The organism is Gardnerella sp. C0684A1 (genome assembly GCF_055326835.1).
The window spans coordinates 1-12,786 of the sequence record NZ_JBLTSX010000006.1 but is presented as its reverse complement, the minus strand read 5'-3'; the positions used below and the strand labels follow the sequence as shown (position 1 = coordinate 12,786).

Below are 12,786 nucleotides of genomic sequence, written 5' to 3'. Positions count from 1 at the left end.
CAGACAAATTAACTCAAAACTAAATCAATTAGGCTAACTCTTACTGTGAGCAATCTTATATTCCTTAGCCCAGCCGTCCACAAACGCTTTCTTAAGAGTATTCCATGCATCATTAGCACTAGTAGAAGTCATACCGTCTTTTGTAGCTTGAGCGTATGTAAGCAAATCAGAGCCAACATCGTCTTTCCAACCGTTAGATGGCATGGTAACAAACACCCACGTAACAGGTACTTTGCCTTCTTTAGCTGTGTAATCAGCAGCAGCCTGGACAAGAGGATTTTTTGCTTTAGGGAAATTTTTGAAAGGAGCAGTAAAGCCCAGCTTATTAGCTAAAGCATTCTTACCATAATCTGAAGCGAGTAACCAGTTAAGGAAATCATTAGTTGCCTTCTGATTCTTTTCTGAAGCCTGTTTATTAATGCACCAGTAGTTCTCAGAACCAGTAGCCAAGCCCTGCTTCTCTTCACCCTTAGCGCCAATGTAAATTGGGAGCATGCCAACATCTTCAGACTTTATGCCAGCATTTGAAAGATCACCCCAAGCCCAAGTACCATTCTGGTAGAACACAGCTTTACCAAGAGCAAACTCATAAACAGCATCCTCGCCAGTTTTAGTGCTTAACTGACTTACAGGAGTTGTGGAATCAGAAATATAAAGGTCAAAAATATTCCTGAAATTATCTAAATAGCTGCCTTTTATTTCTGCAGGCTGCTTAGTGTCGCCATTAAACTCGTAATAAAGAGGCATATTTGCAAGATGGGTCTTGAAGCGCCAATCGGAACTGGAATCGAAACCAGCAGAAGTGAAAGCACCATCAATTCCAAGCTCATCCTTGCGTTTTTGCAAATCGTCTGCAACTTCTTTCAACTTATCAAAAGAGGTTATTTGATCTTCAAAAGATTTACCATCTTCTTCTGGAGCCAACTTTGAATTATGAAGATCCGCATATCTAGCAAGCAAAGCTTTGTTATAAATCAAGCCGTAATTTTCAGTAACATATGGCACACCAACCGGCTTACTATCTTTATCCTTAATTGCAAGCTTTGGATTAGTAAGTTGCTTATAAAGAGGGGAATTACTTAAATCAGCCGTGTAATCTTTCCATTTAGCGTAGCCAACAGGACCGTTAATCTGGAATAAGGTAGGCATAGCATCAGGATTATTTTTAACAGCATCACGAAGCTCATCTTCGTAACTGTTGCTTTGCGGAGTCTTGACATCTATATCAGCCCCCGGATGAGTTCTTTTATACTCATTAGCAATGTCTAACCAAATATCCTTGCCTTCAGGCTTGAAGTTGAAGAAAATAACTTTCCCACCAGCAGACCTATCGGTATTTGCACCAAAAGACTTAGAAAAACCAAAAGCAGTAAACGCGCAAGCCGCCAAAACAGCGCAAACTACTAGCGCAATAATCGACTTAACTGAACGACTCATCATCGAACCTTTCCACATACTGCTAATCTCTTATAAACTAACTAATTACCGCTATTAAATACTGTTTAAACCACAGTAGTGAACTAATAATACAGCAAATGCAAGACTCAAATATATAAACGTATATGCAATAAAAATTGTGCGAATCGCAATAAAATATCTGAAATTCTAAACCGTATTTCAGCAATTCCAATGCACGATTACATTGTCGCCTTTATATGTGCCCAACACAGAATAATGCGCAGTATCGAGACGCAACAATCGCGCAAAATCTGGGCTTACTCCAAGCCAGCGCGCAGTAAGAATACGCAATACATGAGCATGCGCAACAACAAGCACATCCTTACCTAATTTCAATTTAGGCATTGCCATATCAATAATTTTTTGAGTACGATCCGAAACCTCTTGCAGGCTTTCTCCAGAAGTCCTGTGCACATCCACTGCTTCTCCACTAGGAAGTACTTCTTTAGCGTCACTAACCATGTGAGAAGGAAGAACTTTAGGACCATGTTTCCACACATCCCACGCCTCAACGCCACTTAATGCCGCAACATCACCTCTAGTGCGACCTTCAGCAGCGCCATAATCCCACTCAGCAATGTCATCACAAACAGTATATGTAGAATATCCTGCATTTTGAGCTGTTTGCCGCGCGCGACGAAGTGGGCTTACAAGCACACAATCCTGATTAAAACCTTGCGGAAATTCTTCACACAAGCGCACTCCAGCCTCTTTTGCCTGCTCAACACCAACTTCAGTAAGCGGCAAATCCGTGCGCCCGGTATGTTGACCAGACACACTCCAAGCAGTTTGGCCATGTCTTAATAGAATTAAGCAACCGTAATTATTACTACAGCAATCATTATTATCAACGCTTTTTACATTATTAACGTTTTCCAACACACATGCCCCCTTAAGCGCAAATTATTACGCAATCGACATTGTATGCCAATTGCCAAAAGCCTGATTTCTACAATGCATTGGCGTCGCTGCCAACATATTGTAATACTGTTATATATTACAGCTACATTTGGTATTTCGTTACCATTAACATAGATAATATGACGCAATTATCATCGGCAAATAATAAATCTGCTCACTCTCATCTTGCAGCTCAAGCTGCCGTGCAACAACTTAATGCAACAAATCGTAAAATTGATGCACTTCGCGAGCGCCGATTAAAAAATCAAAATACTTTAGGAGATTCCTTACTAAAACATGCACTACCTTCTTTTGCAACGTTTATGGCAGGACAGTTAGCGCACTTAATATGGAAAAAGAATTTTGATACTAAAAAAACTAATCTAAGATCTAATAAGCGTTCTAACAATCTTTCTAAAGAAAAAATTGCACAAAAGAAGCAAGCTAAACAAGAAGAACCGTTGCTAATGGCACTAGGATTTGCAGTATTTTCTGCTATTATCACTACGCTTGTTGGGCGATTTGTAGGACGCGGAACTTCGTCTTATATTGCACACAGGCAAAGAAAGCGTCAGTTTAGAAAAAATAAATTCTAATTTTGAACAAATGAACTGAGAATACAGAAATAAGCGAAAAATAGTCGAAATAATAAGAAGATAATAAGGAAATAATAAGGGACAAGAGAAACGTGCAAAACTTACGTCATAACGAAACTATTGATACTTTACTGAACCGCCGCTCTATTCGAGCTTTTTGCAATGAAGCGATTGACGAAGATACAGTTTCCACTCTCGAAACCGTAGCACAACATGCTGCTTGCAGCCAATTTTTGAACGACTGGTCAGCGATTAGAATTACTGACGCTTCAATCAAGCAGAAGCTTGCCGAAATTGGCAATCAAACATATATTGCTACAGCTCCACTACTGTACGTTTTTATTATTGACGAGCATAGGAATGCTGTAATCGCACGTAAAAATGGTGTAGATACCAGTAGCGACGAGTTTATGCTTAAAACGCGCTACCGCTTTACTCAAGCACAAAATGACGTAGTTTTGGCACTTCATGCAATGGAAACTGCCGCGGAATCTTTGGGGCTTGGTTGCGTAATTCTTGGTTCAATTTTGAACAGTAGAACTCAGCTTATTGATATTTTGAATTTGCCTGAATATACGTACCCTGTGCTCGGCTTAGCAATTGGTAAGCCTGCGCAAAATCCGGAATTAAAGCCGCGAATGAGCGCCAGCATGCAGATTTTTGAAAACCGCTACCCTACCGATGAAGCTAAATTATTAGAAAATATTGCAGATTTTGACGCGCGCGTGCATAAATATTATGATTTGCGAAATGCCAGTCGACCAGTTGACGCTTTTAGTGCACAAATTGTTGCGCTAGCAAAGGATAGTAGCGCGAAAAAACATGAGGAAGAAGACGTTGAGCAGGTTGCAAGGCAAGGATTTAACGTCGCGTAAGTTTAGTGCGATTTTAACTTAGCGTCGTCTCGGTTTATATCCGCGTTTTCTCGATTTTGGCTTAGTAGTTTCAAAATGCGAGCGCGTATCGCAATATTTGTGAATTGCAGGATTTGAATGAGTTAAATGCCAGCAACTGCAATATTCGCATTTGTAAACCCAAAGTTGCGTTCCGCGCTCTCTAAGACTTTTATCCGCTGCAATAAGAGCCTGCCCTTTATTTGCATACATTATTTTTTGAGTAGATTCACATCTGCGCGGAGTAAAGAAATACATGTAATTCATGGTATCACTACAGCAAAATGCGCAAGTAAACCCGATAACAAAAGCATTACAAGACTATAGATTGCGCAAAATCGTATTCAAATAGATCAAAATAAGTTCAATTTAATATCTTTTAGTTCAATTACTTAACTAAAATTCAATTCAAGCTTAATCAAAATTCAATTTTTCTATTATTTTTTGAAAAACTACTGTACAAATCTGGCTCTCGTGAGTAATATTGGGCAAATAATTCAATTTAATACTTATACTTTGAACTTTGTTGTGAACTTTATTCTCAGTTTGTTCAATTTATAAACGCTGATTTTACGAGAAAGAAAGATTATGACACAGAATTTTGCTGATGAGCTTAAGAAAGCTATGAAACGCAAGGGGTACAAGCAGATTGACGTAATCGAGCTTGCAGCAAAAAATGGTCATAAACTTGGCAAAAGCCAGTTAAGCCAGTATTTAAGCGGCAAAACTGAGCCTCGCAAAGACGTGCGTAACATGCTTGCCGAAATTCTTGGAATCAGCGGCGACGGAATAAAAGGTGGGCATTCCTGCGCAAAAATCGAGCAAAACTGCCAATCTGCAGAAGAATCACAATTAAATCAGCCACAGCTTACAGAAGATGAACTTTCCGAAACCCTAAAACATAGAAACTTCAACAAATCAAGCAAACTTGAGCACGTGCTTTACGACGTTCGCGGCCCGGTTGTTGAAGAAGCAAACCGCATGGAAGCGAACGGAACGCATATTCTAAAGCTCAACATTGGAAATCCTGCACCTTTCGGTTTTCGCGCTCCAGACGAAGTGATTTACGACATGCAACAGCAGCTTATTGACTGCGAAGGCTACTCGGATAGTCGCGGACTTTTCTCTGCACGCAAGGCGATTATGCAATACGATCAGCTTAAGGGCATTCCAGGCGTGCAAATGGAAGATATTTACACTGGAAACGGCGTTTCCGAGCTGATTAACCTTTCTATGCAAGCGCTGCTTGATTGCGGCGACGAGATTCTTATACCAAGCCCAGACTATCCTCTGTGGACCGCGTGCGCGAGCTTGGCCGGCGGCAATCCTGTGCACTACATGTGTGACGAAAAATCGCATTGGTACCCAGATATTGCCGACATTCGCTCTAAAATCACGCCTCGCACTAAAGCAATCGTGATTATTAACCCAAATAATCCTACGGGCGTTCTGTATAGCCGCGAAGTTTTGGAAGAGATCGTTAAGATTGCGCGCGAGTTTAATTTGATTATTTTTGCTGACGAGATTTACGACCGTCTTGTTATGGACGGCAAGAAGCATATTTCGATTGCTTCTCTTGCTCCAGATGTGTTCTGCGTAACCTTTAGCGGACTTTCTAAGTCGCATATGATTGCTGGCTTCCGTATTGGTTGGATGAGTCTTTCGGGAGATAAATCCAAGGCTCGCGACTACATTATGGGGCTTAACATGCTGTCTAATATGCGCTTGTGCTCGAACGTTCCTGCGCAATCGATTATTCAGACTGCTTTAGGTGGGTACCAGAGCGTTGAGAAATATTTGGAGCCGGGCGGACGCGTGTATGAGCAGCGCGAGTATTGCTATAACGCGCTTCAGGAGATGGATGGCGTAAGTGTTGAGCGACCAGATGCCGCTTTCTACATGTTTGTAAAGCTTGATCCTGCTCGCTACAACATTCATGATGACGAACAGTTTGCGCTTGATTTGCTACGAGATCAGAAGTTGCTGATTGTGCACGGCAAAGGCTTTAATTGGCAGACTCCTGGCTACTTCCGCGTAGTCTACTTGCCGCGTTTGCAAACGCTTCGCGACGCAATGAGCAAACTCTCCAACTTCCTCTCCTACTATCGCCAGTAGCCGCAACCACTGCATATAAACTGCAATAAAACACTCATTTAACTCACAGTCCAGAAAAAGGTGTATATCAAGAGGCATATATCATTCAGAATATGAAAGACATTCATAACATGAAAGAAAAAAAAAGAGAAGGAAATGAACGCTGCGGCGCGGATTCGCACAACTCTTATTATTGCCGTTTTATCGCTTAATGCTTTTCTTTTAACAAGCTGTAGATTTGGCGTAAGTCTATATCTTTTAATACATGTCGACTTATCTCACGCAGCGCTTAACGCAGTGTCCGTAGCGCTCATGACCTGCATAGCAGCACCGCTTGGCGGAATTATTGCAGATAAATATCCGCCAACTAGATTGTTTATAGCGCTAACGTTTTGTTTTGCCTTGTTGTGTACTGGATACGGTTTCGCTTTAGTAGCACAGCATAATCTTATTGCTATTACGGTTACACTACTCGGCATAATATTCGGGTTCTTTACTGCATTTTCTTCGCCTAATCAAAAAGTATTGATGGCGTATAGCGCACCGACTGGCGAAAAAACCAAATTTTTAGCAAGCATGCGCATGTGGATTAATCTCAGCAGGCTTGCTGCACCTGCGATTACTGGCATATTTGTTGATATATGTAATCCGCTCATTTTCTTTACGAGCATTGCTGTTGTGATGATACTAGCGGCGCCACCTCTACTGTTAGTTAATCTAAACCAGCAAGAACAAAATAGCGCAAACAATAAAACAGGAAGCAATAAAACTGCTGGTTTTGCAGCTTCTCTACACTATATGAAATCTACACCATGGTTAATAGTCTTAGGAGTAGTATCAGCATTACAATCGGGATCATGGCTTGCTGCATTTAGACTAATGGGAGCACACCATTGCCTCACGCTTTTTCATTCGGCATCCACTTGGGGATCAATAGTCAGCATATTTAACATTGGCATGATTGTAGGTTCGCTATTATGCAAATATATTGTGCTGCATTATGAGATTTTATACTCTATTTTATTACCCGGATTCCTTTCTATTCCTTTACTTATTTTCGCACTTAATAATTGGATTGCTCTTTTTCTTTGCTCTGCTTTCATTGCAGGTATTATTTTTGACGCAACTATTGTCTATGGGCAAACAGCTCTTCTCGACGGCATACCAACACACATTCTCGGCGCGACTACTACTTTTACTTCTATTATGGAGCAATGCGGCATTATCGTAGGGTATGCAAGCGTACTAGCATGGGGAAATCTAAATTCATCATTATTCATAATGATTGCTTCTGGCGTAATACTTGTTTCAACAGGTATAGCCTTATGGATTATTCAAGCTCGTAAACAAACATACCCATCAATGCTTACCAAAGATTATTGGACACCATCAACATGGGTAAAAAGAAGCATATAACAAGCTATTTAGTGCGAAAGCACAATGAATCATAAAGAACACATGGCAACTTCTTCACTCAGCTATCGCCCTGCCTCAACCATATTGCATTAAGTTACTAAGCTTTAAGCGAACTTATTCGCTGCGGAGTAACCCCCGTAAGCTCCGCAACTACCTTTATACAATCCACTTTGTAAAGGTTTTCCTAGACAAGATATTCATCATACAAATTCAAGTACTATTATTACTTAAATAATGCTTTTCTAAAGGAGCAATATGACAGCAAAGCATATTACTGTTGGCATTGTTGATGATGATTGTTTTTGTCTACACGGCCTAAAAACATATATTGAACAGGTTGTTCCGTCCTGCAGTATTTGCTGGTTGTCCACGTGCGCCGATCAAGCAATTCAGTTTTGTCAAAATCAATGCCCAGACGTGCTGCTAATTGACATGTATATGTCTGGGGTTTCGGGAATTAAAATATTATACGAATTGCGAAGAAGATACTCACTCCCAATAATAATTGCCATAACTTCATTCCCTATCAACGATTATGCTTTAAAAGCATCAACGGCAGGCGCGCAAGGCATTGTTGGAAAGAACCACCCCGAAACTATTTGCGCCATGCTTAGCAGTATTATCCAAGGCGCGTTCAAGCCACAAATAATAGGCGATCTTCATTTTGACGACACGATGACAGCATTTCAACGTTTGCAAAATAAGCCAAAAAAGGGACGCCTTGCTTTAACGGATCATGAGACTGAAATTGTAAAGTTGTGCAGTAAAGGCATGACCAATGCGCAAATCGCTAAACGTTTATTTGTTGAAACTTGTACTGTGGAAACTATCCTTCGTCGCGTGTTCAAAAAGTTGAATGTGACAAATCGTTCACAACTTATTACTACATGGTTGCATGATGAATATTTAGGAAATGATACACAATGATTATTTTCTTAATACGTCGTTTGCGAGAAAAGTTTATTGACAATAAAACATTTTTACTATTGGGATGTTTGTCGAGCGCAATGGATGCGTATATTTACTCCAATAGCGACAATAGCACAATACAACTTGTTATAGTTTACATGATTCTTGCTGCTATAAATCTGTTCCTTTGCTTGCGCCCGCATTTTATGAGCATGTGCTATATTTTTGTACATCTCAGCATTCTTGCTATTCCTAGTCTGAATCTTCCACCAGTAACTTTCGGGCTCATCATATCATTTGTTTTTATTTCGTATTTATATCCGATTCAATTTACACTACCTTTATTCTTAGTGCTAGATGCATTACACTACGTTGCATACCGATACTTATCAACTTTGTCTTTCAAGTATCTTATTGCTTACCTTTTAATAAATATATTTTGCGTTTGCACTGGTATTATTTTGCGCATTTCTCACCAAAAAATGGTTCTTTATGAAAAAGATAAGCAAACAATTAATAATCTTCATCTGGCTGTGCGAATGCACGATAAATTAACTAATAAGATTGCAGATATTGCACTACAAAGTAAAATAGCATTACTTGACAAGTCTATTTCTAAAAAGCAGCGAAGTGCTATTGAGAAAATAAATGATTTGGCAGATCAGGCTTTTGAAGAAGGTCATAATATTATCGACATTCTACGTGGAAATACTGCTAAGCAAGATGCTCGAAGCGAGTTCATTCAGCGCATTGAAGATACGCTACAAATGAATGACTCAATCAATGAATCATGTGGATTAAAAGGAAGATCCATATGCAATATATCTAGTAACGATATTCCTGAAGATATTAACGATGAAATCATCTGTGAAGTTATTGAATTAATCGAAGAACTATATTTGAACATGCGAAAATATGCTTCCTTAGTTTATCACATTAGAATTTCGATACGCGAAAAACAAATTGTTATAAAACAGTTCAATGTTCGATTTTTGGGCGGGAAAAGTAAAGATGTGATTCGCGCAGTATCTCAAAAAGGACTTCTGCTTCATCGCGATACCATAAAGCATTTAGGCGGTTCACTCTATTTTCGAGCCTTTGGTAAGTATTGGGAATGTAATGCAGTTATCCCTTTCAAAAATGAACATAACTATATAGATAGTATGCTTTACTGATTCAGTTTAAAAGATTAATGAATCTTAAGCAGTTTTAGTTAGTAATTATTTGTAAAGGTTTTCATATACAAGATATTGTTTACCTTTTAACACGCCATTAATTTATAAATTGTCAAAGTTTTATATACACAATTATTTTCTTGTATTAGAAGGAGAAGAATATGAGTAATTTAGAAGATACAAAAGCACAAATTCCGTCCGTATTTTGGACAATAGCCAATGGCGTATTTCTTGCTAGCGGAATTGCGCTGATTGTAATGCGTAATGATTATCTATGGGGAGTGCCTCAAATTACCGCTGGATTATTTGGCCTTGCAACCATGTTTCTCATTAAAAAACCGTGGTGCGCGCAGCTATATTTTATCGTATCTTCACTAGCTGTAATAGCAAATGGGCTTATGGAAATATTCGGCATAATCCACGGATCTGGATACGGTTATGTTCCGCTGATTATTGGCATAATCGTGCTTCTATTTATAGGCCTTGACAAGGATGAAAGTTCAAAAGCTCTTGGCATAGCCAAAAATAAGTAAAAGCATTAGACTGCGAATTTTAATATAAAAACATATCACAATTTTCAAAGGTCAAGCTGTAGCCACACATCCTACGGCTTGACCTTTGATTATTTATCTGTTATTTATTTATTTATTTTGCATAGAGTTTATACGTTACCGAGTGCTTGACTTGCTCAGAGGTCTAATATCACTCTATTAAATCACCGCTTAAGGCTATCCTCGTTAAGCAAAAAATCAAATAGGTCCATGGTGATTACTCCACGATTATCTCTTGTAGCATGCAACCCATTTTTCGTAACTACTATCTTTTTGAAGGAATTATCAATATAGTAAAGCGAGCGCTTTTCTTGCAATGATTTTTCTTCCGTCGTCATAGCGAGCGCAGATTGTATATAATATTTTTCACTTCCCAAAGTAGCAATAAAATCTATTTCCAAAGATTTTTGCGCATAAATATCATGGTTATTTTTATCTTTTCGACCAGTATTTTCAGCAATATTCATTTCGCCAATATCCACGCTATATCCGCGATATCTTAACTCGTTGTATATAACATTTTCCATGATATGCGACTCTTCGATTTGCCTAAAATTAAGCAAAGCGTTGCGTACTCCAATATCTTCAAAGTAAATTTTGAACAAGGAATCAATGTATTTTTTGCCCTTAATATTGTACTTCTGAGCTTTGCTTACAAGAAAAGCATCACTGTAGTAGTCTATGAAACGACTGACAGTTTCTGAAGTAATTTCTCCATATCCGTGGCTAATAAACGTGTTAGAAAGTTTCCTTGGGTTAACAGGAGCGCCTATTGATGAAGCTATTACTTGCAGCGTTTCAGAAAGAGCCCGCTCTTTTCGCACGCCGTTTCGCTGAACTACATCTTTCAAATAAGTTTCTTTAACAAGATTTTCAAGGTATTTTATTTGTTCCTCAACATTTTGCATTTTAGCTACAAGCGGTATTCCGCCAGCAACAATGTAATCTGCCCAAGATTCTGAAACCGTTTTGCTAGAACTTTCCATGTATTCAGCAAAAGTAAGAGGTTGAACGTGAACTTCTGTGCTTCTCCCCTTAAATTCAGTAACAATGTCTGATGAAAGAAAACGGGAGTTAGATCCAGTAACATATATGTCTAAATTTGCATGCCTTAAGTAACTGTTAAGTGTGCCAACAAAATTATCAAGCAATTGCACTTCGTCGAGGAAAATGTAAAACTTGTCGCTATCATTTATTTGCGACGCAATGTAGCGACGGAACACTTTAGCATTTATAACGTAGCCAAGTTTTTTATCTGCGATTTTTACTGGCTCGCCATTTGCGAATGGCTCAAGACGATCAATATCTTCGTCTGCATCAAATGCAAACCGAATAATATTACTCTGCAAAACACCTTGAGAAATAAGAGAATTATAGAACAGCTCGTTAAGAATGAAGGATTTTCCCGCGCGGCGCACACCAGTAATGATTTTAACCAGGCCGTTCCAACTAAGCTGGTTCAGTTTCTTTATGCACCTTTGACGATTGAAAATCATTCACATTCCTTTTCTTTCCACTTCTATCTTCAATTTAGCAAAGTACTTTGGATTTCGCAAGATAGAATCAGCGAAAATAGGGCATATTTGGCACTTCTATCTGATATTTTCCAAAGTACTTTGGATTTTGCAAGATAGATTGGTTTTTGTGGAACTACTTTTCTTGCGCAAGTTCGATTGGCGGATGCTCCGCGCGGAAAGCATTTACGTGCGCTTCAGACGCATACCCTAACGCAAAACCAGTAATCAGCGCATACTCCGGCGGAATGTCGAATACTTCGTCAAGCGGTGAACGCCATGTAGCAAAAACGCCAAGCGGGCATGAATCTACGCCTTGCTCTTTGGCAGCCAACAGTAACGTTTGCAGCATAATTCCAGCATCCAGCGCAGCAAACGGCAGAAAATCGCGACGAACAAGCACAAATCCCATAACTGGCGCACCAAATGCCTGGAAGTTGCGTAAAGTGTGAGCATTTCGAGCAGGAAAATCTTTACGATCAATATTTAAATGTTTATACAACGCCAATCCTAAACGCGCACTGCGCTCTTTAAGTGATTGTGGATACGGAGCCATTACAGGAAAATCTCCATCCGGCTGGCTCATTTTCTGAGCTATAATGCGCTCTTCTTCGCTAAGAGTTGCGTCTTTAGTACGAAACATTGTTTTGCATTTTTGCGTATAAGCATCAATAAGCTGCTGCTTACGTTCTCCTTGAGCAATAGCAAGCATGTAGCCACGAGTGTTAGACCAACTCGGCGATTGTGCAGCTGTTTGCAAAATAGTTTCAAGGATTTTAGAATCGACTGGTTTATTTAGAAAATCACGTGCGGAAAATCGCGACTTTGCGAGTGCTTCAAAAGTTTGTGTAATCATGCTTTTTAGTATATCTCACCAAATACGTACGCAGTACTCTCTCGCGTTTGGAGGATTTAGTGTCAGTATTTGCTCCATTTGCGAGAGGCAATTCTCGTAAATGGAGTTGTTCTCTCAATTAATTGCTCCATTTGTGAGACTACTTTCTCGCATTTGGAGGGTTTAGTGTCAGTATTCGCTCCATTTGCGAGAAGCCGCTCTCACGTTTGGAGGTTTTAACCTGATTATCCGCTCCATTTGCGAGAGATGATTCTCGTAAATGGAGTTGTTCTCTCAATTAATTGCTCCAATTACGAGAACACTCTCTCGTATTTGGAGGATTACAAAAAACAGGAGTAAAAAAAAATAAAAAAGCGGGGAACAATCAAGTTCCCCGCTAGAAAATTAATGCGGCAGCGTGCTAGTCTCCCACACCCTATCGAGT

Annotated in this window: 12 protein-coding genes; 7 read left to right on the top strand and 5 right to left on the bottom strand. The window is 39.5% G+C overall.

Annotated elements, in window-relative coordinates:
* Positions 1 to 33: 33 nt before the first annotated feature.
* Positions 34 to 1,440, bottom strand: a complete 1,407-nt coding sequence (locus ACNEUN_RS05880) for an ABC transporter substrate-binding protein (RefSeq protein ID WP_463631475.1) — start codon at positions 1,438 to 1,440, stop codon at positions 34 to 36.
* Between the two features lie 177 nt (positions 1,441 to 1,617).
* On the bottom strand, positions 1,618 to 2,337 hold the full coding sequence (locus ACNEUN_RS05875) for a histidine phosphatase family protein (protein WP_463631538.1): 720 nt from the start codon (positions 2,335 to 2,337) through the stop codon (positions 1,618 to 1,620).
* A gap of 161 nt (positions 2,338 to 2,498) precedes the next feature.
* On the opposite strand from ACNEUN_RS05875, the gene ACNEUN_RS05870 reads away from it, so the two are divergent.
* A complete protein-coding gene (locus ACNEUN_RS05870) occupies positions 2,499 to 2,954 on the top strand; it encodes a DUF4235 domain-containing protein (protein WP_427876115.1) in 456 nt (151 codons plus the stop codon).
* A 92-nt stretch (positions 2,955 to 3,046) separates the two neighbouring features.
* Positions 3,047 to 3,829, top strand: coding sequence for a nitroreductase family protein (locus ACNEUN_RS05865; RefSeq protein WP_427876114.1), 783 nt, complete (start codon positions 3,047 to 3,049; stop codon positions 3,827 to 3,829).
* A gap of 18 nt (positions 3,830 to 3,847) precedes the next feature.
* On the opposite strand, the gene ACNEUN_RS05860 is transcribed toward ACNEUN_RS05865, so the two are convergent.
* Positions 3,848 to 4,105 carry a hypothetical protein gene (locus tag ACNEUN_RS05860; RefSeq protein WP_427877652.1) on the bottom strand — a complete coding sequence of 86 codons (258 nt, stop codon included), beginning with the start codon at positions 4,103 to 4,105 and terminating at the stop codon, positions 3,848 to 3,850.
* Positions 4,106 to 4,435: 330 nt separating this feature from the next.
* On the opposite strand from ACNEUN_RS05860, the gene ACNEUN_RS05855 reads away from it, so the two are divergent.
* From ACNEUN_RS05855 to ACNEUN_RS05835, 5 genes are all read left to right on the top strand, one after another.
* Entirely contained in the window at positions 4,436 to 5,962 is a 1,527-nt protein-coding gene (locus ACNEUN_RS05855; protein WP_427876112.1) for an aminotransferase class I/II-fold pyridoxal phosphate-dependent enzyme, read from the top strand.
* 135 nt (positions 5,963 to 6,097) lie between these two features.
* Complete coding sequence (locus ACNEUN_RS05850) at positions 6,098 to 7,357, top strand: MFS transporter (protein ID WP_463631473.1); 1,260 nt, start codon at positions 6,098 to 6,100, stop codon at positions 7,355 to 7,357.
* Between the two features lie 255 nt (positions 7,358 to 7,612).
* Positions 7,613 to 8,284: a response regulator gene (locus tag ACNEUN_RS05845; RefSeq protein ID WP_463631471.1), complete on the top strand. Its 672-nt coding sequence runs from the start codon at positions 7,613 to 7,615 to the stop codon at positions 8,282 to 8,284.
* On the top strand, positions 8,281 to 9,441 hold the full coding sequence (locus ACNEUN_RS05840) for a histidine kinase (RefSeq protein ID WP_463631469.1): 1,161 nt from the start codon (positions 8,281 to 8,283) through the stop codon (positions 9,439 to 9,441). Before ACNEUN_RS05845 ends, ACNEUN_RS05840 begins: the two co-directional genes overlap by 4 nt.
* Positions 9,442 to 9,602: 161 nt before the next feature.
* Positions 9,603 to 9,974, top strand: a complete 372-nt coding sequence (locus ACNEUN_RS05835) for a hypothetical protein (protein ID WP_427876096.1) — start codon at positions 9,603 to 9,605, stop codon at positions 9,972 to 9,974.
* A 182-nt stretch (positions 9,975 to 10,156) separates the two neighbouring features.
* On the opposite strand, the gene ACNEUN_RS05830 is transcribed toward ACNEUN_RS05835, so the two are convergent.
* On the bottom strand, positions 10,157 to 11,488 hold the full coding sequence (locus tag ACNEUN_RS05830; protein ID WP_463631467.1) for an ATP-binding protein: 1,332 nt from the start codon (positions 11,486 to 11,488) through the stop codon (positions 10,157 to 10,159).
* Between the two features lie 154 nt (positions 11,489 to 11,642).
* Entirely contained in the window at positions 11,643 to 12,362 is a 720-nt protein-coding gene (locus tag ACNEUN_RS05825; protein WP_463631465.1) for a nitroreductase family protein, read from the bottom strand.
* Positions 12,363 to 12,786: the final 424 nt, after the last annotated feature.